Source organism: Peribacillus kribbensis DSM 17871 (genome assembly GCF_000430765.1).
Lineage (GTDB): Bacteria > Bacillota > Bacilli > Bacillales > DSM-1321 > Paraperibacillus > Paraperibacillus kribbensis.
Genome location: NZ_KE387237.1, coordinates 346,982 through 369,222 on the forward strand (window position 1 = coordinate 346,982; position 22,241 = coordinate 369,222).

Here is a 22,241-nt window from a genome sequence, read left to right on the forward strand (position 1 = left end):
ACGCCTATAGAAAGGCGTTTTTTTATTAGAAAGATCTAGCTCGATTTTTTGCTTCTTCCATTCCTTTTTCTTTGATTTCCATTGCTTTATCAGGAAATTGGTTATGTCCTTCAATGAAATGACCATCGAATGTTGGAATTCCAAAGAACTGCATGATTATGCCTAAGTATCTGTGCCCCATCTCCATATCTGCAGCAGGACCTTCTGAATAAATTCCGCCTCTTGCCTGGATGTGTAATGCCTTCTTATCGGTCAATAGGCCAATGGGTCCTTGTTCGGTATATTTAAAAGTTTTTCCCGCCACACAAATCGCATCAATATACGCCTTCATAATTGGAGGGAACGAAAAATTCCACATTGGCGTTACAAATACCCAGCGAGGAACAGGCTAAAGTAGGGCGTTTATCTGAACTCGTGGAACAATTTATTTCTGCTGACACTTATATAAATCCAGATTAATCACTTCATCATTTGGATTAGCTTCTCGATACTCACTTATAAAGGCTTTGCCAGCAGCCATACTAAATGAATGTGTATCATCGTGAGGATGTGCAGTGATATAAAGCAGAGTTGACATGGTTTCATCCTTCCTTTCCTTACTTAAAAAATTTCACTAAGCCCTAATAGGAGACATAGCCTTATGATTGCATGAATACCTCCTTTATATTCAGTACAAACTTATTTAATCAATTTTTTACAATAGTTTCTCACACCCAACTTTTTTTGCTCTTTCTAATAAAATTTCCTTTAGGATAAAAGGTTTGTTTCATGTAATTTTGTTTCTATAGACCCACACAACATGCGGGAGTTATTATTTAAGTATAGTATTTTTGGGGAGTGGTTCTTTTGAATAAAAGGGGAACTATTGTCAGAAGAGTGGCATGGATTAGTGTTATAAGCAATATCATATTAATGGTTGGTAAAATAGGATTTGGCTGGTTAGGAGATAGTGAATCTGTATTTGCAGACGGTATTCACTCCGCGGCAGATGTTTTCGCCTCAGTCATTGTACTTTTAGTATTAAAACTTGCTGAAAAGCCAGCAGATAAGGAACATCCTTATGGCCATGGAAAAGTAGAAGTCATTGTATCAGGTCTCGTTGGGATTATTTTGGTTTTAGTATCCATATATATTGTTGTTGATGCTATTAGAGGATTCTTCCATCCTATTGCATCTCCAAGCCTTCTTGCATTATGGGCAGCTCTTATTTCATATGGGCTGAAACACTGGCTCTACAAGTTCTCCTTAAAGGCAGCTAAAAACCATACATAATAGTAAAGCGATTGAAGCGATTGCATTCGATCATAAGGCAGACATCGTTGCCTCTCTTGCGGCAGCAGCGGGTGTAATTTTATCTATCCTTGGTGGAAAAACCAACGTAGAGTTTCTTTTATATGGTGATAAGCTGGCCAGTATATTTGTGGCCTACCTCATCCTGAAAATAGCAAAAGAAATGCTGGTAGAATCCTTTGATATATTATTAGAGCGTAACATCGATAATAACATTCTTAATGATTATTATTCTGTTATCTTAGATTTTAAAGAAGTGAAACGGATTGATAAGATACGTGCAAGGGAGCTTGGAAAAGATATCCTTGTAGATGTACGGTTAAGCATTGACCACGATAAAACAATCAAGCAAGGCCATGATCTTACCAGGAGTATAAAATATACCTTAATGAATCGATATACGAATATTTCTGAAGTGCTAATCCACTTAAATCCTTTCTATCCTGAAGAAAATCATCAACATAAAAATGGTTAAAGTCTTTAACATCCCCCATGTGAGGAAGGGGGGTGTTTTCTTTTGTTTTATAACTAATTGAACATGAATAAGGGGGAAACAGCATATTTAATTCTTAGGACCCAATTAGACAACAACTGAGACCGGCAAGGAGGATGAGAATTGGAAAGGCAGAATGCAATCCCTGGCCATATTACAGAAGAGCAGTTCAACCAAATGTTGATTTCCCCTGAGTCTTTTGGTGCAAAACCGGAGTCTCTCTCGGAACAGCTTTTTATCGAACGTTCACTTACCGAAAATAGATTCTGGCTAAGAATTATGAAAGAACATGCTTTATTTTTAGGTGAAGGTTTCAACAGGAAAGATACTCAGCATATTCAAGCAGCTGACCGTTTTTATCATTACTTTGAGCAGCATGAAAGAAAATCGTATCAACTGGCAAATAATGTGGAGGTTGTGAGAAGGTTTAACGAAGAGAGTATTGAACTGGTCCATGGATTTCGAAATTTTAAGAGGAATCTTCTCATTTTAATAATAAATTGTAAAATCAGTGGCTTCAATTTCCCTTTACTCGTTGACCACATTGCGAGGGAAGCAGAATATTTTATGCGGACATTAAAAAAATTTAACAAGGGGATCTTGGAGCCGATTCAAGATGCCATAATAAATGAAAATGTATTTTGGCTTAGAATAATGATGGAACATTCTCGTTTTATTGCCTCATTGCTTGATCAATCAGAAAGAAATTTAGTAAATGTATCAAGAAAATTTGGAGACGACTTTGAAACACTTCTAAATCAAGCAAGAGATGTAGAATCAATGTTATATCACAAACAGCCTACATACCCAATAATAGGAAAAATGAATAAAGATAGTGAAAATGCTACAACTGAGCTTCAAGCCTTTAAAAAGGCCGGCTTGGAACTGATTAAATCCTGCCAAATCCGTAATGTTATTAATCCCCTCCTGGCCGACCATGTTCTTAGGGAAGCGGGACATTTCCTATATATGATTAAAGTATTGGAAGACCGATTAAATCAAAAGAAAATTAGTGAACAGCGTTAAACGGTCGTTTAGGAGGTATGAATATGGTAAGTAAAGATGATTTTGTACCAGGTTTTGTTCCTAAGCATACCCATGGTTCCGTGGATTATACCGGTATTGCAGATGGCCATGTACACCAGTGTTTGGATGTTGTATCACCAGCAATCCCAACACAGGATGGCAGTCATGTTCATCACACAGAAGGTTATGTAGTTTTTGAGGATGGGCATACCCATTTTTACAGAGCCACTTCGGGGCCAGCAATACCAGTTGGGAATGGGATGCATGTACATTACTACGATTTCTATACAACCATTGATGACGGCCACAGGCATCGGGTACATGGTGTTGATCAACCTGCTCCTGGGAATGAGTAACTATTCAAAGATAAACTTATGATCAGACATAGAGGTTTTAAGGAGAGACGTTTGCTCAGCATACGTCTTTTTGTTATTAGATTTGAAATTCATTTACTAGGAATCATTCTTGTTAATGTAATGGTTAATTAATGAAAATTTACAATTTATTTGCATAATATTTGTTTTCTCCTAACACTCCTACTCTACTATGTTAATAGTCAGAAAAAATTTTAAGGAGGTAATAAGGTGAAATCACGATTAAAAAAGGCTGTTCCAATCATTGCAACAGCGGTTCTTGCAACCACCGCCCTCACAACCCAAACTTTATTTCATGAGGGAGGAAATCAGAGAGCAGAAGCACAGTCAGCCTCAAAAGAAGACAGGAAAAAGAATGGTGCATCATGGCTTGCTGGTGATGCCCACATACATAGTGAGTGGAGTGTAGGATGGGACAACTCCACAAATCCTCCAACCCCTATTCGAGGAGGAGATGCCATTTATCCAATCGTAAAGAATGCAGAAAATGCTAAGAAGTATGGGCTTGATTGGATGGTTGCGACTGATCATGGTGGTCCGAACCATTCAAAGGTTAACTTGGAGCAAGCATATCCTGAATTGCTGAAGTCTCGTCAAGCAGTTCCTGATCTTCTCCAATTCTTCGGTATGGAATTTGATACACCTGCAGCGGACCACAGTTCTATAATTGTTCCAAAAGGTGATAAAGAATCCCAAACACTTTATGACATTGAAAGTAAGTTCAACACCCATGAGCCTTATCCTAATGATGGCAGCCGAAATACAGAGTCTACTATGATTGACGCCCTTAACTATATGAAACAAATGGACGAGCTGCCAATCCAAATAGCTCATCATCCTTCCCGTTCTGCAACTGGTGATAGCAAATGGGGAGAAGATACACCGCAGGAATTCCGTAATTGGAACGATACAGCTCCAAATATCTCTATAGGTATGGAAGGGGCACCGGGGCATCAGGCGGCTTCCATTAATCCAGACGGTTCTCAGGACCCGAATGGTACACGTGGCTCTTACAGTAAATCTCCGACATTAGGTGGTTATGACCAAATGACGGCTAAAGTTGGTGGTTTATGGGATTCTATGTTAGGTGAAGGCAGACATTGGTGGATTACTGCTTCTTCTGACTCCCATGTAAACTGGCGTGACGGAGGCAGTGATTTCTGGCCTGGTGAGTATTCAAAGACTTATGTAAAGGCCACCAAGAACTATAAGGATGTCATGGAGAATCTTCGTAATGGCCATGTATTCGTAACAACAGGTGACCTGATTTCGGAACTTGATGTTAAAGCACAAGCAGTTGGAAAAACTCCTTTACATGCTGAAGCAAAGGGTAATTCGGCATCAATTGGTGAGACTCTGACGCTTCCAGGTAAGAAATCTAATGATGTAAAGGTAACCGTTCGTCTGAGAGATCCAAAAGCTGCGAACTCTCATGGAGATAAGCCAAATGTAAAACGCGTGGATTTAATTATGGGAGAAGTTAATGGTAAAGTTGAGGACCGCTCATCTGCTATTAACCCTACCACAAAAGTCGTAAAGCGTTTCACGGAAAGTGATTGGAAACAAGATGGTGAATATATCACAATTTCTTATACGTTAAAGAATGTTAATAAAGACAGCTACATTCGCCTTCGTGGTACAAATACTGATCAATTAGAACCAGCTGCAGACCCCAAAGGGGAAAATCTATGGAATGACCTTTGGTTCTACTCCAACCCAATTTTTATTAAGTCTAAATAATTTATGAAGGTATACACGAATACTCGGCGAGGGGCAAAAAACTCCTCGTCTTTCCCTTGTAGAATAGAAACTTTGAAAAAGTTAAGAAATGGGTGTGACATCTTGAAAAATTTATGGGCCCCTTTATTAATCGTCATCCTTTTATTTAGTTGTTTCTCGTTATCTCCTAAATTAGCTTCTGCACATACCAATAATAGTGAGGGCTTTTCGAACATTGAAGTGAAAGATAAATCCTTAGATTATAAATTGAAGCTGGATTTAGAAGAATTAGGACATGCCCTAAATAAGGAAACAGATGAGAAGGAGTTAATTAATCATAAGGTTCTGCAGGAATATATAAATGCTCATATAAAACTATATTCAGACGGCCAGCCGATTGAGGGTACTGTGGAAAAGACAGATATAGAAATGATTAAAGAACGGCCGTTTGCAGTTATTGACTTGAACTATAAAATCCAGCATCGACCAGAAAAATTAGAGCTAACGTACAACATGTTTATGGATGATTCAGACCCAAGCCACGCCAATTATGCAACGGTTAAAATGAATGGGAAGCAGCAAGAAAAGATTTTAACCTTTGAATCAAGAGAGGTAAAGATTGGAGAACTGAGCACCTTTCAGAGTGTTAAACAATTTTTAGTCCTAGGCTTAAAACATATTTTTACCGGGTATGACCATATCTTGTTTGTCATAAGTTTACTTTTTGGTGCAAAAACGATTCGGCACATTTTATCCTTAGTTACTGCATTTACCATTGCACACAGTATTACCCTCGCTCTTGCTACTCTTCAAATCGTTCACCTTCCTGTGAGGCTTGTAGAGTCAGCGATTGCTTTAAGCATTATTTATGTCGCACTTCTAAATATTTTTAATAAGGACTCAAAGCATCAGCCTTGGCTGGCCTTTGGCTTCGGATTAATTCATGGATTTGGATTTGCAGGGATTTTATCGGAAATGAGATTAGATGTAAATCATATGGCTGCTTCCCTTTTATCTTTCAATGTGGGAATAGAAATAGGCCAGTTGATTATTGTTTCTTTAAGTTTCCCGGTTATATTTTGGGTAAAAAAATTGACATTCAAACCAATTAATTGGGTAATTCCTAGCACCTCCATCGGAATATTAGCATTCGGACTGGTATGGTTTTTTCAAAGAGCCTTTTAGACAATAAAGAAGTCAATATTCTTAAGCACTTTGCTTTTGAATATTGACTTTAATTTTTTTCATGTTTTTACAGCCGCATATTTTACATTTTGAATTCATCTTAAATATGGTCAAACACATTGTACAATAATATCTTATCATCTAATATCCCCTCCCTTAGATCTTATTTTATCCCATAAATGTTTTTGCAATATATTACTATTGTAAAAATACTAATTAAAGCAGGTTAAAACCAATTTATAGTGATAATTTTTTATGAGTTTAGAAAAAATAGTCATAGGAAAGGAGGTATCGTAAATGTCTGTCGTAAAATGCTTATCAAAGTTAGTCGTTATACTTGTCTTCACCGTGATTATGGCAACTCCAGACTCACTTAGTGTATTTGCTGTATCCAGGGGAGTAACACAGCCTATTGAGCCAGTGAAACAGATGGTCGAGTTGAATGATGATTATTTTAATCCGAAACTAATTACTATTCCTAATGCAAGAACCACAACGTTGATACTGAAAAATAATGGGAAGAAAAAGCACACCTTCACAGTGAAAAACCTCGGTATAGACGCCGAAGTCCTGCGAGGAAAAGAACTAACTATTACCGTCACACCAAAAATTACTGGTACATATGATCTGATATGTCGGTATCACTTACAGGAAGGAATGGCTGGAAAAATAATAGTCAAGTAGGAGGGCCAAATAGGCCAGATAGGAATTAAAAGAATTTCTGAGGACAAGTCTAAAGGTACTTGTCCTTTTTTCTTAGCTACATTAAAGGATAGTATTGATTAATTAATAAAAAAGGGATCCATATTATGGAGTCCCTTTATTCATTCAGGAATTTTCGTTTTCCTATTTTGTGCTGGCGACACGCTATACAAAAAAAGGAGCAAGGCAGCTGGTTTGTACAGTAGCCCATTCGTGTAGGTGAAGCCCTGCTCTTGATACTATATTCACCATAGCAAGGAATTGTTAAACATCAGACCCGTAAAGAAAAGAAAACTGTTGGTTGATGTTAAGGAGGAAGCCATCAACCCATTCAAGGAGAACAGAGGTACATAGTTTTTATATCCTCAAGGGTTTACTGAATACCAAATTTATTAAAATGTTACCCCAATTGGACTAAAATTACTATTCTTCAACGGGTGCGTTGTTGAACAGGATAAAAAATAGATATGCTTTAAATTCCAAAATAGTAAAATGTGGTGGCATAGGAGAAAGAAAATGAAATTATATCTAGGGGTTATGCCATGTTGAGCGTATTACTTTTTGGGTTCTTTGAGTTTCTAAGGAGAAATATTACATAGTTTTACCATATGATGAAGTTACTTTTCCTTTAATTTTTGGTCTTATAATTGGATTAATATCTTTGTTGTTCAATAGAAATAAAACTTTATCCCATAAGGAAATGCATTTAGGCTTAGGGTAGTTTACTATTGTTGCAGTTATTCTCGTCCCTCCATTTTTTATCTACCCCTTCTTTTATTGATTAGTACATGTGGCTTAACTAACAGGTGCGTTGGTTAAAGATCTTTCGGCTGCTTCTGCGGCTTTTTTATTAATTCACTTAAGTGTCAGATTAGTTGAAGAAGGATACGGTTTAATTAGTATTGGGAGATGCATACTTTTTAAAAATTTTATTGCGAAAGTACAAGCCGTGGTTTCTTTCCCCCATATGATGGGATTACATACAGACATCAAGGGGGAATTACAAACTTGCAGAAGTCAGAAAAGAAGGTTCTGGGTCCTAAAGGAAAGCTCTTTACAGGCCATACAAAAATGTTCCAGGCTGATCCACTGGGATTCATGGCTGACCTAGCTGCTGAGTATGGCGAGGTAGCCAAATTCCGTTTTGGCCCATTTCAGAAAGTGTACTTTATTTCAAATCCAGAGATGATTAAAGAAGTACTTGTCACTAAGCAAAATCATTTTGTTAAGTCAGACGATTTTAAGTCGATGAAACCTATTGTAGGTGAGGGGTTACTGACAAGCGATAAAGAATTTCACCTGCGTCAGAGAAGATTGATTCAGCCCTCGTTCAAAAAGACTGAAATCATGAAGTACGGTCAGGATATGATTGATATTGCTAAAAGTTATACATCAGCCTGGAAAAATGGAGAAGAGCGGATCATTACTCATGATATGATGGATCTTACTCTTGCCATTGTATCAAAAACCATGTTTAGCAAAGAGTTCGAAGATGGTTATCAGATTATTGGTGATTCTATAGAAACTTCCATGCGAATGGCTATTAAAAGAATGAGAAATTTATATAGCCTTCCATTATGGATTCCAACCAAAAACAATCGCAAATTTAAAAAAGCAGTAAAAGAACTTGATAACGCCCTATACAGCCTAATTGGAGAAAGAAGAGAAGGGAAGGGCAGCGAAAAGGATATGCTGGAGATACTTTTGGCTGCCAGGTCAGAGGATGGAATTGGCATGACGGACGCACAGGTCCGGGATGAGTTGATGACGATATTTCTTGCCGGGCATGAAACGACTGCCAACGCCTTATCGTGGACATTATATTTACTCTCACAAAACCCAGAGGCAGAAGGGAAACTGTACAGGGAGATTCAAAAAGTGTTAGGGGACAAAAGCCCGAGACCCGAGGACTTTATGAAGCTGACATACACTCAAAATGTTGTTTGGGAATCCTTAAGAATGTATCCGCCTGGGTTTTTTACTGGCCGAAAAGTTGCGAAAGATATCGAAATAAATGGCTATAAATTCAAGAAAAACGATATGGTGCTTACAAGCCAATATATTATGCACCGAAAAAGCGAATTCTTTCCGGAGCCGGAAAAATTTATCCCTGAAAGGTTTGAAAATAACTACCTTAGGACGATTCCATCCTTTGCTTATTTTCCATTTGGCGGCGGGCCAAGGGTCTGCATTGGAAATCACTTTGCCTTAATGGAGGCCGTTCTTGTTCTTGCGGTCATACTTCAAAAGTATAAATTAGTTTCACCAGGGCAAATAGTGAAACCTTTTCCTTCAATAACTTTAAGGCCAAAGGGCGGGTTAAGAATGGTGGTAGAGGAGAGAAAACAAATTGCAGGAGATACAGAATAATCCAAGCAGCGACATTATAAAAGGGATTTAACAACCGATTATTTTTTTAAGTGGAAACACGGGGAAGAAAGGATCATCACTGAGGACATGATGAACATAACACTTAGGATTATCTGTAAAACTATGTTCAACATGGATTTCACAGAAGGATACCAAAGAATCGGGGAATCGATAGAGACAGCGATGAGAATGGCCATTAAAAGGATGAGAGGTCAATATTTTTAATAAGGACGATTTCATTTTTGTGGAAGAACTACCGACTGGGGGGCTCAACATTAATATCAAACAATTATTTGATTTAAGCGGCAAGACCGCCATTGTCACTGGGGGCGGAAGAGGACTGGGGAAGCAAATGGCGATGGCACTGGCGGAAGCTGGTGCAGACATCGTTGTGTGTTCACGAAATGTGAAAGCATGTATGGAAGTGAGCCGAAAATTGAAGGAAATGGGGGTCAACTCTATTGCCTGCCAATGTGATGTAAGCAAAAAGGCAGATATAGAAGATGTAATCGACCAAACATTGGGAACATTCGGCAAGGTTGATATCCTGATCAATAACAGCGGGACAGCCTTTATTGCCCCAGTGTTAGAGATAACGGAGCAGCAATGGAAAGACGTAATGGATGTAAACGTCCTGGGATCGTTCTTATTTTCACAGGCAGCCGCCAGGGTCATGATCAAGCAAGGTTACGGCAAGATCATCAATATAGCCTCTATAGCAGGTTATGGCGGTTCGTCGCCAGCCGTTATGCAGGCTGTCCCATATAATACGAGCAAAGGTGCCGTCATTACCTTGACGAAAGACCTGAGTGTCAAACTCGCTAGGTATGGAATACAGGTGAATGCCATTGCTCCAGGATTTTTTCCAACAGAGATGTCACAACCAGTATTGGAAAAACCCCGTCTGAAAATCGAGTCGCATATACCAATTGGACGATATGGCAATGATACCGATTTGAAGGGTGTGACCGTCTTACTGGCCTCCCATGCCTCCGATTACATGACGGGGCAAATCTTAAACGTGGACGGGGGCATAACAGCAAATGTATAAAACGACATTTTTCAACGTCCTGACCATCAAAAATCGGATTTTTCTTTAAGCGAACTATGCCCAATTGCGTTTATAGTTACGAAATAGTATATACGAAGTTTGGATTTGCTTTTTATGTGTAGACATTAATTTGCAGGTAATTATAATACGACTTAGCGTGAACCTCATGAAGAATCTCCTGTCTAACCTAGTGGAACAATCTGCTGGGTATTTTCATTTTTATAAAACAATATCCGATTGAATGTACGCTAATGTATCACTAGTGGTATGAGAATCGGGATGGTACCTATAATTTGATGAATATTGCTTTCCAAAAGGTAAAATCACCTCTGGTTAGGAGTAGTCCCGGTACGGCTGCATATTCCTATCATTATGAGATTATTAATTATACGGGTGTTATACTCAAACACTGCAGACATATTTTTTATAAAAGCTAGGGAAATGAACGTTCCTTTTGGAAACAAGGGGAAAAGTAACACGCCGTAGCTTGTTCAAGGTGACGCCATCAAAGGGGGATTGTTTAGTACTTTTGGATTCAGAAGGCGTTTTTTTCCTTCGTTTTCGTAGCTGCCATATTTTCAGCCAACATCTATTTCCAGTTGTAAACCATTAATGAGGCTATTAAAGATCAGCAAGAACGAGAAAAAGAGGGGCACACAGCTACCATAGGTAAATTTTACGGAGGCTTTTTTTATTTTAGGGTATATTTAAGGTGTTATACAATCTTTAAAATATTTAAGAACTGGGACTGGTATCTCCACTAAACTTATGAGTATGGGGATGAGAGCCGTTAACTGTTGTTACTCCATGAAATTTATGATAATGGCCTCCCTCGGGCAATGGAATCGCCGGCCCTGTGACACCTCGAATTTCATTTTTATGACGATCATTAAAGGATGTAATTGTGAAGTATTCATGTGTATGAGGAATTCCACTCGGAGCAGGTTCAGTGGTACCTGCATACCTATGCTCATGTCCAACATTAAAAGAGGTTACCCCAGAAAAATGGTGTTTATTAAGCGGCCTTCCATCCCATGAAGTAAGATATAAAACATGTGAATGCTCTGAATCCTGTGACCCAGAGGAATGAACAATAAAACCTGTAACTGGTATTTCCATTAGTGTCCACCTTTCTTTTTGAACCCCCATTATATAGCTCTAATTCGTAAGATTTTTCAATAAAACATATTTCACTTTCTTTTTAATTAGAACGGTAAGTTACTTCATTTTTTTTATTCCTGAAAATAATTCTACTTAATAGTGGTTTCTGGTAGAATACTTAAATTTTTACTGTAAAAATTTATTGTTGTATCCTTTCTAAAGTTGCAGTTTAGTTCAACTTGAAATCACAAAAACTAAATAAAAATGGCCCTGAAATTAGAGCCATTAATTATCTTATGGTGCTATCAGTATCTCTTATATTTGAAAATTTCTGGGGAATTGTTGCACAATCCCAACAGTTATTGTGTCCGCCATTTGTAAAGCTTCCGCCTCAATTTTATCAAACACAGCAATACTTGATTGAAATTTTTTTTGGAGTATCAATACTGCTTCCTGTGTAGTAAGAGCCAGATGCTCGAAAAACATTTCTTGGAATTCATCTCTTGAAATAAAAGGATTTATTCTACTTAGGAATTCGGCAATTTCTTCTCCATTTTCGTACCATCTTCTCTCTGTAGCTGCTACAGCTCTCTGATTGCCAGCTTTGGCAGCTTTGACAACTTCCACAGCAATTAACAGGTGCTCCCTTATTAAGTTACTGAACCTCGCGGCTATTCTATCTCCATAGAAAGGCTTTAGTAAATTGCCCATATCTGTAGCGTTTCGGAGAAGACGTGCCGTAGTAAAGTCTACATCAGGTAAATTAAAAGCCAGGTTTATGATAGTCAGTCTTGTCCAGTATACGTGTTGTTCCCAAACTAAACGCATGGAACTTTTTAATCTATCTTCCTGTTTACTAATACAAGAAGAGTTGGACCATGGATTCATGGTTTCACCCCCTTACCCTCCAATATCATATTCAGTATATTCCGATGCAAAAAAGCGGCTTGTACTTTAGCTATGGGCTAATTATCAATTTCAAATAAATCAAAAAAAAATCACGTTCCAGATTAATTCCTTATTGAAGTAATGGGTGCGTTAGTCTAAGAAGGATTGAAGCATCTTGTGATGCGTGGGTCCAGGAAGGATTTTAATGGCCTATTTTGTTAAACTTCGTTTCTAAACAAACAGAGGTGTTCAAAGCAGAAACTTAAAAATTCTTTAGGGAACTATTTCTGGTCTTCCCTCTTGGAAGGAAGCAATAGTCTTTTTTCGTAACACATCTGAAAGTGTGAGTTGAAGAATGTAACTGCTCAGCGAGTCATTAGTAGGCAAGTTAGTTGGGGTAGCAGCATTTTTCTGTTGGTCATCAGTTAATTTAGTTAAACAAAGAAATAAAGAATTAAATAGTAATTGACAGAACCATATTATTCCATTAGTATTTTTATTAATTTATTCCATATGAATATACGGCTATGAAGAGAAAAGTAATTTTGATTCATTATTTCCAGAGAACTCCGGTAGGTGAGAAGGAGTAATAATATCTAAATGAAAAAAGACTTGGAGCTTCGCACGGATCTAAGGTTGCTATTTCTTAGTGATGCTGCGACGGGATCTCCCGTTAAAGAGATAGGGTATAATTAATAATCTTTTTGTCGTACCCGATGAGATTGATATGGTGACATATCAATAAACTGAGGTGGTACCACGAAGATATAACTCTCGTCCTCAAGATGAATAATCTTGGGGAGGGGAGTTTTTTTATTAGTTTAACAATACCATTTTTATAAATGTTTAGAGAGGAGTTTTAAAATGGATAGCATAGATATCGTAAGAAAATTTTATGATGAAACCATACATTATGAATGGGAACGGCTAACCCGGCACAAAATTGAATTCGAACTTACTAAACGTTATATAAATCGATATGTAAAGCCAAGTGATAAGGTGTTGGACCTAGGTGGAGGTCCCGGAAGATATGCTCTTTATCTTTCTGAGATGGGGTCCAATGTAACTTTAGCGGATCTTTCACAAAAAAATGTTGACCTTGCGTTGAACAAGGCCAATGAACTTGGACTCCCACTTAATGGTTTTTGTGTAGATAGTCGTGATTTGTCAGCCATTGAGGATGGTCAATACGATCACATACTTTGTATGGGGCCAATGTATCATCTAACAGATGAAAAAGATAGGATATCAACTATCAAGGAATGTTTAAAGAAACTAAAACCTAACGGAACTATTTTTGTGGCATTCGTTTCGTCCTATTCTTTTGTATGGGATTATCTCATTCGCAACCCAGAATTTATTCTGGATGATGAACGGAAATCACAATTAAATATTATACGTGATGACGTCGATTTTGTCGGACAGGGATTTACGGATAACTTTTTTGTTACTCCAAAAAACGTACTTCCTTTTTTCAATCAATTTAAACTTGAAAAACTACATTTGCTTAATTGCGAAAGCTTCTTATATTTACGTGAGACGGATCTCCTTAAACAACCAGCTGAAGTTGTAACCGCTTGGCTAGATTTAGCGGAGCAAGTATGTGAAAGAGAAGATTTACTAAGCTTAGCAGAACATATAATGTTTATTGGTAAAAAAATCGAATGAGTATTATTACTAACGGGTGCGTTAGTTAAAAAACACCGCTACTGTAGCCCTTGTTACAAAAATCAAGTTATACTATAGTTGAAATATTTGCTGGTAGTCTATACTGTAGTGTAAAACAATGAAACAGTTTGAGTTTTGTGCTTAAAGGGTATGATGAATTTTTATTTTAGTCTCAGTAGGCGGTGACAATGGTATGTTTTCAGCTTTAAAGAGGTTCTTAATTGGGAGACCGTTAAAGTCCAATGAGCTGGGTGAACAAAAACTTAATAAAACAAAAGCTTTAGCCATTTTGTCTTCCGACGCTTTGTCGTCTGTCGCATATGGTCCTGAACAAATTCTCATCGTGCTGGCCACGGTGGGTGCAGCGGCCTTTTGGTATTCCATCCCCATTGCGATCGGAGTATTGATTTTATTAATGGCTTTAATCCTTTCTTATCGGCAGATCATTTTTGCATATCCTCACGGCGGCGGTGCATATGTTGTGTCAAAACAAAATCTGGGTATCAACCCAGGTTTAATTGCTGGGGGATCGTTGCTGGTAGACTACATCTTAACTGTTGCGGTTAGTGTATCAGCTGGTACGGATGCCATCACTTCTGCGTTTCCTAATTTACACCCTTATAATGTGGCTATAGCTATCCTATTTGTTCTAATTATTACTCTCTTAAATTTACGGGGTGTAACGGAATCTGCGTCCGTATTAGCTTACCCTGTCTATCTATTTGTGTTAGCCTTAGTCATCCTCATAGGAGTCGGCATATATCGTATAATGACTGGTCAGGTCGCACCTGAGTTGCATACACCGGTTGGCACATCAGTCGCAGGGATTAGTTTATTTATTCTCTTAAGGGCGTTTGCATCAGGAAGCTCTGCTTTAACAGGTGTAGAGGCTATATCAAACGCTATTCCTAACTTTAAGGATCCAGCACCCAATAATGCAGCCAAAACTTTGATAGCGATGGGTACGCTGCTGGCTGTACTTTTTACTGGGATTGTTTATTTAGCTTATTACTATGGGATCTCTCCTAATGATAAAGTAACTGTAGTATCACAAATCGCTGAAGAAACGTTTGGCCGTACATTTATGTACTTTTTTATCCAAGTAACGACAGCATTGATCTTGGTATTAGCTGCCAATACCGGGTATTCAGCCTTTCCGATGTTGGCTGTTAACCTTGCAAAGGATAAATTTATACCTAGGATGTTTACCATAAGGGGCGACAGGCTGGGGTATTCCAACGGCATTATTATTCTCGGATTAGCATCTATTATCTTAATCCTTGCGTTTAAAGGGAAGACCGAACATCTTATTCCTCTTTACGCGGTGGGTGTTTTTATACCATTTACACTTTCGCAATCAGGTATGATTGTAAAATGGGTGAGGGAAAAGCCAAAAGGCTGGATAGCCAAGTTAACGATCAATGCGATGGGGGCTCTCATCAGCCTTATTGTTACACTGATGTTCTTCATAACCAAATTCGCTCAGGTCTGGCCGGTATTGGTTTTTCTACCTTTAATCATCCTGATGTTCTACAGAATAAAGAAGCATTACGATGCAGTAGGTAAACAGCTTAGGATAAAACAGGAAGAACCTGTTATCGAAATCAAAGGGAATGTCATAGTCGTTCCGGTGGCAGGAATGACACAGGTTGTCCAAAACTCTGTAAACTATGCCAGATCATTAAAAGCAGATCAAATCATTGCAGTATATGTAGCGTTTGAAAGAGAAGAAGAGAGGAAGTTTGAGGAGAAATGGAAGCTGTGGCAGCCTGATGTCCGGTTAGTGACTCTTCATTCTTATTACCGGAGCATTATCCAGCCGCTAACAAAATTTGTGGATACAGTGGAGCATAAAGCCAGTGAGTCGGACTATCGTGTAACGGTCATCATTCCACAGTTCATTCCGAAAAAAGGCTGGCACAATATCCTGCATAACCAATCCAGCTTGCTAATACGAGCATTCTTGCTTTATAGAAGAAATGTGGTAGTTACAACAGTTCCCTACCATTTAAAAGAATAAGTATTCATAATCTTTCCTAGGCAGCTTTACTTTGTAATGCTGCCTTTTCCTTGCTTAAATTAAACATATATTTTATTACACTTCCGCTTAACACTCCATTGCTAAGATCAAGGTTTCAGGAGGTTAATCAACGTATAAAAATAAGCAAAGGTTATAAGATAATGGTTTGTATGGTTGCACAATTATCATTACCATCCTGAGAGTCATCTACTACTAATGGAAACGCTAAGATAGCTGCTGGGAGCTTACTTGGATCCGACAAGTTGTGAAAAATTAAATATTGCAGGATAATTCTTTTCTTTATCGTGTTTTTAACCGTAAAGGTCATTATTTTAAAACCTTTAAAAGGTTAACTAGTACATCGAAGATTATAAATGAAGCTAAAAGGCCAAGTCCAATAAGAATTGCTGTGTATTTGAGTATTTTCAACAGTGCTGTGTATTTGAGTAATTTCTACACCTACTTTAATGGAAAAATGGTAATCACAAATAATTTAGTTTCTTCATATTAGAAGTTTTGAATATATATGTAGTATTAGTAATTTATACTTAAAGGGGAAAAATTATAAAAATTGATTAACTGACGAGTAAATAAAAATAGTGACCTTCAAAACGACCTAATTCACTCCTAATAAAGACCAGGATATTAGTTATAGAGCAAGCTCCTGCTAAGCAGCTCTTTTTCTTGTTCTACTAAAGGGGGCGTTAGTGAAATAAGACTGATCTGCTTTGGCATCCTTTTTATTTATTTCATTGAAGGGATTTTGAAGCGAATTTAAAACTTTCACGTATAAATATAGAAATGAGGAGGGATATCCTTGAAGTATTTAGCAATTGGAACTCTACTTTCAATAATAGGTGTTGTAGTATCTTTAGTAATATGGGGAATTGATAAGGCTTATTTAATTACTGGAGGATTAGGAATGTTGTTTATTGTATTTTCCCTCCTGATTTCAGGGTGTATGGTAAGTGGAGATCGAATGAGAGCTAATTTTGCGACTGAATCTGCTGAAGATAGGCATCGACGAACCAGTACAACTTTACGCTCACTTTTAATTGGATTACCTAATGTTATTTTGGCGGCGTTACTTTACACATTACTCAACTAACCGGTGCGTTAGTTCAATAAGGAAGTGCTGCTGCGGCAGCTTTTTTTGTTGATCGGATAACGGTTGAGGTTATATATATAAATAAATGAGCCTTTCCATTTCAGTATCCGGACTAATTTTAATATAGTTTGGCAAGATAACTTCTGAGGTGAGAATGTAATATGAAAATGATATTCACTCTGATTATTAGTGTTCCAATGGTGTTTTTCAATTCAATTATTGGCTATGCACAACCTAAAGATTGCCCTGTGTTAAGTGAATTGGAAAAAACATCAATTAAGGATAAAAAAGAGGTAATAAACGCATTAAATAATTTAATACCCAATACTTATGGAACAGGAATAGATGGTATTCCTGATATGTATACAAAGTGGAATGTAGTATCTGCCAAACCATTGCCGGAAACAGTGGGAAATAAAGAGGAAGAAGACTATTATGGAATGGCAAAAACCTTTTGTGGTAGGGAAATTGCTGAAAAGTCGTGGCTAGTACGACTAGATTTCCCTAAGGCACCTGGAGCTAACCTGGCTCAAGGGCAAATATTTATAGCTAAAAGTAAAGAAAAAGGTTGGTTTGTTTGGTTCCAGTATCATTAAAACGCTCCTCGCTATTGAACTAGCGGGTGCGTTAGTTGAAGATCATTGCTTAGGCAGCCTTTTGTTGTTGAACTAACTGGGCAGTTTTGTTTAAGTACATTTCTTCACAAGTTACGAAAAAGCCGATTCTTCAAAGTTAGGAAGAATCGGCTAATTTTCTTATTCAATCATAGTAATTTATTTTACTTTGTTATATACCTCATCTGATACTGGTTCCAACCATTCAGGAGTACCAGCAGTGATTGCAATGTGTTCAAACCAACTATCTTTTGCTGCACCATGCCAATGTTTCACACCATCGTGAGTGACAATAACATCGCCAGCTTTTAAGAATTGAGCAGGCTTTCCTTCTTCTTGATACCATCCTTCGCCACCAGTTACCAATAAAATCTGGAATCCATCACGATGGATATGCCAGTTATTTCTGCATCCAGGTTCAAAAGTTACATTTCCAACACCAACATTCACTTTAGGGTCAGCAACTAATCCTTTAAGATAACTTTGTCCCACAAAGTATTGTGCGTATGCATCATTTTTCTCGCCAGCTGGGAAAATAACTCCATTTTTTACTTCTTCATGTTTTGCCATTTTAATTCCTCCAATAAAATTTAATATTATTAACCGACTTGATTAGTTGGACGGACAATTAATTCATTGATGGCAACATCCTCTGGTTGTTCGATTGCAAATGCGATAGTCTTAGCAATTCTTTCTGCAGGAATGGCTACTTGATAAAAGTCCTCTAAGCCTGCTTTCATTGTTGGATCGGTCGTCGTTTCTAAGAGCTCACTGCTAATAGCACCAGGAGAAACATTGGTTACACGGATATTCGTGCCATTCATCGCTTCTTCTTGACGCAAGCCTTCAGAAATGGCTTTTACTGCAAATTTTGTACCGCAATAAACCGTTCCGCCTGGGTAAATATTATGTCCAGCTACAGAAGAAAGATTGATAACGTGACCTGATTTACGCTCTCTCATAGATGGAACGATAGCAGCAATAGCATACAAAACACCTTTGATGTTTACATCAATCATCTTATCCCACTCGTCAACTTTATTTTCAGCAAGAAACGCTTGTGGCATGATTCCAGCATTGTTGACTAGCACATCAATTTTTCCAAATTCTTTAAGAGCATACGCAGCGAGTTCTTCCATTTGTTGACGAGAAGACACATCTGTAACTTTATAAATAGCTTGTCCGCCAATTGTTTGAATCTCATCTTGTAGTTTCTTTAAACGGTCTTCACGACGAGCTGCGAGTACCAACTTTGCACCTTTAGATGCAAGTTCTTTTGCAGTAGCTTCTCCAATTCCAGAAGAAGCACCCGTAATAACGACAACTTTATCTTGAATATTAGACATAATAAATAACACCCTATCTTAATTTTCTGGAATAATTTCATTAACGCACGCTAATGCGTTCAGTGTTCTTGGAAAGCCTATATATGGAAGGCAATGGGTGATGGCAGTGATCAAAGTTTCTTTGTCATTGCCCACATTTTTGTTACCCTGCACATGTGCCTTAACTTGACCTTCAGCACCACCTAAAGCACTGATGATGCAGAGAGTTAACAACTCTCGTGTTTTTAAATCAAGCCCGCCACGAGTATAGAAATCTCCGAAGCAAAAAGCAGAAAGATAATCCTGTATATGCTTTTGGTTTGTTGGAGCATTTTCCCGCATCTTTGCAATTAATTGGCCAAATATTTCAACCTGTACTGCAAGTCCTTTATCAAAACGATTATCTTCATCTACAGTATTTTGACTTTCAAACGGTAAAGAGATATTCTTCATTTTGAAAACCTCATTAACCTCATTGATAGCATTTAATGTTTTCGGGAATCCGATATACGGAGCACACTGATAAACAGCCTCTTTGATTTCTACAGGTGTAAGACCAACATTTAGTGCCGCACTAACATGTGCCTTCAGTTGAGGCAACGTCTGATTGGTTGCGAGCACTACCAGAGTAATTAACTCACGCTGTTTGTCATCTAAATTACCTTGATAAAAAACTTCCCCAAAAATGAAATGGCTCAGTATGTTCTGAAAATCAGGATCAGTAGCATGTGCGGCAGTTACTCCCTCGCCAAATAGCTGGTTGAACTTATCCTTGCTCCTTTCAACACGATTCATTATTAAACCTCCTCTATGAAATCAATTAACTCTTTTATTATTTCAAAAGTAGTAAAAGTGATGTTTTAATAAATCGCGTATTGATACGTTATCGCACATCTGTATATAATATAAAATGAATAGAGGGTAACTGCAATAATCAAAATGCCGTGATTTGTGCGTTACTGCACAAATTGATTAAGTTTGTACGATAACTTTTAAGAAAGCTCGGTGATTACAACAATGCCTAAAGTAGATAGAAGAGTACAAAAATCTCAAGAAGCAATAAAAAAGGCTTTTATTGAACTGTTGTCTGAAAAAAGTTTTGATCATATTACGATACAAGATATTTCTGACAAGGCAAACGTCGGCCGAAGAACCATTTATGATCATTACATCGATAAATATGATTTACTGGATAAGCTCATTGAAGAACATATAAACGAATTAAGGAAACTGTGCAAATCGGCAGCTGATTTGAATTTTGTCGAGGGAAATCTGATGTGGTTTGAATACTTTGAACGTAATTCTTCCTTCTTTTCAACCATGCTAGCAAGTAAAGGAGCCACTACTTTTCGTAGTCATTTCCTAAAATTTGTGATTGAGGAGTTAGAGGGGGAAGTAGATGTGACCGAAGGAAAGAATCAAGGATTAAATAAGGATTTAATTCTTAAATTTTTTGGAGCAGCAATAGTAGAGTTAGTAACAGCGTGGATTGTCAATGGATTATCTGAACCAACTCAAGTTGTGGCAGAACAGATGGGGATTTTGTTGGATAGGAACTTTTAGTTATAGGATAGTTTTTCAGATTTAAACGAAGATTGTGAAGGAAAATACTTAAGCTAACGGGTGCATGAGTTAAACAAAGAGTCGTATCTGCGGCTCTTTTTTCTTGTTAAACTAAAGGGGCAGCATTCCTGTAATGAATCAAAATGAGGTTTGAATAAAAAAATAACCTCTTGGTAGAATGAGAGAGTCCTAAAGCTGCAGGCGAAAAGGACGAACTCATTAAACCAGGAGGATATAAAATGAATTATAACCAAAATGTAAAGATTGCTCAAATCACTTCTCAGACTCTTATTAGTTGATATTGCCAAGTTCAAGCATGTCGCACGTGCACAGGACTATAGAGGAATGGAGTTTGGTTCCCCTTGTTATTTTGATAATACCAAGCCGGGATTTCAACTGTTTCTTGAGTGGATATATTAATTAAAAAAAGAACAGAGAATGGAGAAAGTGATAGTAGGTATGGAACCTACCGGCCACTATTGGCTAAACCTAGCTCATTTACTGAAAGAAAATAATATAAAATTTGTCGCAGTGAACCCATTACATGTTAAGAAAAGTAAGGAACTTGACGATAACTCACCGACTAAGAACGATGTTAAAGACGCTAAAGTCATCGCACAGCTGGTCAAGGATGGGAGATACGCCGAACCAACCATTCCACAAGGTGTTTATGCAGAACTCCGTGTGGCGAAAAAAATACGTGATCTCCTAACGGTTGACCTTCAAACGGTGCAAGGCCAAATTCACAACTGGCTAGATCGGTATTTCCCTGAGTTTTTAACAGTCTTTAAGAGTTGGGAAGGGAAAGCAGCCTTGCAATTTTTAAGGCTAGGAGCCTTACCACATGAACTGATTCATTTCACGGATCAGTACTTATAGGATCATTTACGAAAAGCAGTTAGTCGGAGTGTAGGACTAAACAAAATACTAGAGTTAAAACAAGCAGCTAAAGAGTCCATCGGACTGTGCCAAGGTTCTAGTATGGCCAAGTTAGAATTGGCTACTCTGCTTGATAAATATGACTTGATACAAGAGAAGTTCGAAGAACTAGATTATAAGATCGATAACCTAATTGAACATATCCCTGGTGTCAAACAAATGTTAGCTATTAAGGGTGTAGGGAGAGATACGGTTGCCGGCTTCTTTGCGGAAGTGGGAAATCTTCAAGATTATTCTCACCCTAGACAAATCATAAAGCTAGCTGGATTGAGCTTGAAGGAGAACACGCATAAGGGGCAAACAAAAATCACAAAACGAGGTAGGAAGAAGTTAAGGGCTCTCCTCTTCAGGGTTTGTATGATTATGGTCGCTAAAAATTCGGCCTTTAAAGCACTGCATGCCTATTACACCCAGCGTCCGGATAATCCTCTAAAGAAAATGCAGTCTCTGATAGCCTTGTGCAATAAGTTAATACGTATATTTTTTGCGATTGGTAAGAAACAATTTGAGTTTAGTGAAGAGCGAATGTTAAAGGATATCCCTCATATGAGAGCAAATATAAAAGGTGAAATAGCAGCGTAATTCAGTAGGAACAGTAAAGTAGAAAAGGATTTCAGGTGTTATTAGACTCGTACATTTGAAGCACGGATTAGTCAGCAAAGCAACTAAACTTCGGGCAAGGACCCTGTGGGGCAGCATGACTGACATCCACCTCATGGAAAGGTTGGACGAAGGAATTTGAGAGCGAAGACTCTGTGAGGCATGGGAGGGTTGACCTCCATGAGAAATGTGGACATCCACCAGT

Annotated in this window: 17 protein-coding genes, 3 pseudogenes and 1 other annotated feature; of the genes and pseudogenes, 14 read left to right on the forward strand and 6 right to left on the reverse strand. The window is 37.9% G+C overall.

The genetic code is table 11. The annotated features are described in order from the left end of the window. Window positions 1-25: 25 nt before the first annotated feature. Window positions 26-577: pseudogene (locus tag H539_RS28460) on the reverse strand (NAD(P)H-dependent oxidoreductase). Between the two features lie 269 nt (window positions 578-846). Here H539_RS28460 and H539_RS28465 point away from each other — a divergent pair. The 8 genes and pseudogenes from H539_RS28465 to H539_RS0112940 all read left to right on the forward strand — a co-directional run bounded on the left by H539_RS28465 (window position 847) and on the right by H539_RS0112940 (window position 10,210). Then, window positions 847-1,765 (forward strand): annotated as a pseudogene (locus tag H539_RS28465) (cation diffusion facilitator family transporter). Window positions 1,766-1,960: 195 nt separating this feature from the next. Then, window positions 1,961-2,809 carry a DUF2935 domain-containing protein gene (locus H539_RS0112910; protein ID WP_051348573.1) on the forward strand — a complete coding sequence of 283 codons (849 nt, stop codon included), beginning with the start codon at window positions 1,961-1,963 and terminating at the stop codon, window positions 2,807-2,809. A 17-nt stretch (window positions 2,810-2,826) separates the two neighbouring features. Next, entirely contained in the window at window positions 2,827-3,165 is a 339-nt protein-coding gene (locus H539_RS0112915) for a YmaF family protein (RefSeq protein ID WP_026693862.1), read from the forward strand. Between the two features lie 228 nt (window positions 3,166-3,393). Further along, complete coding sequence (locus H539_RS0112920; protein ID WP_026693863.1) at window positions 3,394-4,923, forward strand: phosphoesterase; 1,530 nt, start codon at window positions 3,394-3,396, stop codon at window positions 4,921-4,923. A gap of 102 nt (window positions 4,924-5,025) precedes the next feature. Further along, a complete protein-coding gene (locus tag H539_RS0112925) occupies window positions 5,026-6,087 on the forward strand; it encodes a HupE/UreJ family protein (protein ID WP_026693864.1) in 1,062 nt (353 codons plus the stop codon). A gap of 297 nt (window positions 6,088-6,384) precedes the next feature. Beyond that, window positions 6,385-6,771, forward strand: coding sequence for a cupredoxin domain-containing protein (locus H539_RS0112930; protein WP_026693865.1), 387 nt, complete (start codon window positions 6,385-6,387; stop codon window positions 6,769-6,771). A 1,026-nt stretch (window positions 6,772-7,797) separates the two neighbouring features. Then, window positions 7,798-9,159: a cytochrome P450 gene (locus H539_RS0112935; protein WP_026693866.1), complete on the forward strand. Its 1,362-nt coding sequence runs from the start codon at window positions 7,798-7,800 to the stop codon at window positions 9,157-9,159. Window positions 9,160-9,433: 274 nt separating this feature from the next. Further along, complete coding sequence (locus H539_RS0112940; RefSeq protein ID WP_026693867.1) at window positions 9,434-10,210, forward strand: SDR family oxidoreductase; 777 nt, start codon at window positions 9,434-9,436, stop codon at window positions 10,208-10,210. Window positions 10,211-10,945: 735 nt separating this feature from the next. Here H539_RS0112940 and H539_RS0112945 read toward each other — a convergent pair. Both H539_RS0112945 and H539_RS0112950 read right to left on the reverse strand, forming a co-directional pair. Further along, on the reverse strand, window positions 10,946-11,329 hold the full coding sequence (locus tag H539_RS0112945; RefSeq protein WP_026693868.1) for a YmaF family protein: 384 nt from the start codon (window positions 11,327-11,329) through the stop codon (window positions 10,946-10,948). A gap of 297 nt (window positions 11,330-11,626) precedes the next feature. Next, window positions 11,627-12,199, reverse strand: coding sequence for a hypothetical protein (locus H539_RS0112950; RefSeq protein ID WP_026693869.1), 573 nt, complete (start codon window positions 12,197-12,199; stop codon window positions 11,627-11,629). A 518-nt stretch (window positions 12,200-12,717) separates the two neighbouring features. Further along, window positions 12,718-12,984, forward strand: a binding site (T-box leader). A 79-nt stretch (window positions 12,985-13,063) separates the two neighbouring features. On the opposite strand from H539_RS0112950, the gene H539_RS30160 reads away from it, so the two are divergent. From H539_RS30160 to H539_RS0112970, 4 genes are all read left to right on the forward strand, one after another. Beyond that, window positions 13,064-13,867, forward strand: coding sequence for a class I SAM-dependent methyltransferase (locus H539_RS30160; protein ID WP_051348563.1), 804 nt, complete (start codon window positions 13,064-13,066; stop codon window positions 13,865-13,867). A gap of 193 nt (window positions 13,868-14,060) precedes the next feature. After that, window positions 14,061-15,887, forward strand: coding sequence for an APC family permease (locus H539_RS0112960; RefSeq protein ID WP_026693870.1), 1,827 nt, complete (start codon window positions 14,061-14,063; stop codon window positions 15,885-15,887). An 817-nt stretch (window positions 15,888-16,704) separates the two neighbouring features. Continuing rightward, window positions 16,705-16,995, forward strand: coding sequence for a DUF5316 domain-containing protein (locus H539_RS0112965; RefSeq protein WP_026693871.1), 291 nt, complete (start codon window positions 16,705-16,707; stop codon window positions 16,993-16,995). Between the two features lie 161 nt (window positions 16,996-17,156). Continuing rightward, on the forward strand, window positions 17,157-17,591 hold the full coding sequence (locus H539_RS0112970) for a hypothetical protein (RefSeq protein ID WP_026693872.1): 435 nt from the start codon (window positions 17,157-17,159) through the stop codon (window positions 17,589-17,591). 177 nt (window positions 17,592-17,768) lie between these two features. Here H539_RS0112970 and H539_RS0112975 read toward each other — a convergent pair whose 3' ends face one another. Genes H539_RS0112975 through H539_RS0112985 form a run of 3 tightly spaced genes read right to left on the reverse strand, consistent with a single transcriptional unit; the run spans window position 17,769 to window position 19,729 of the window. Further along, window positions 17,769-18,179, reverse strand: coding sequence for a cupin domain-containing protein (locus tag H539_RS0112975; RefSeq protein ID WP_026693873.1), 411 nt, complete (start codon window positions 18,177-18,179; stop codon window positions 17,769-17,771). A 29-nt stretch (window positions 18,180-18,208) separates the two neighbouring features. Then, window positions 18,209-18,955, reverse strand: a complete 747-nt coding sequence (locus H539_RS0112980) for an SDR family oxidoreductase (protein WP_026693874.1) — start codon at window positions 18,953-18,955, stop codon at window positions 18,209-18,211. Window positions 18,956-18,973: 18 nt separating this feature from the next. Continuing rightward, entirely contained in the window at window positions 18,974-19,729 is a 756-nt protein-coding gene (locus tag H539_RS0112985; RefSeq protein ID WP_026693875.1) for a carboxymuconolactone decarboxylase family protein, read from the reverse strand. 222 nt (window positions 19,730-19,951) lie between these two features. Between H539_RS0112985 and H539_RS0112990 the strand changes: the two genes are divergently transcribed. Together H539_RS0112990 and H539_RS28475 are read left to right on the forward strand one after the other, a co-directional pair. Beyond that, window positions 19,952-20,497, forward strand: a complete 546-nt coding sequence (locus H539_RS0112990; RefSeq protein ID WP_026693876.1) for a TetR/AcrR family transcriptional regulator — start codon at window positions 19,952-19,954, stop codon at window positions 20,495-20,497. Window positions 20,498-20,736: 239 nt separating this feature from the next. Then, window positions 20,737-22,018, forward strand: a pseudogene (locus H539_RS28475) (IS110 family RNA-guided transposase). The last annotated feature ends 223 nt before the right edge of the window (window positions 22,019-22,241 follow it).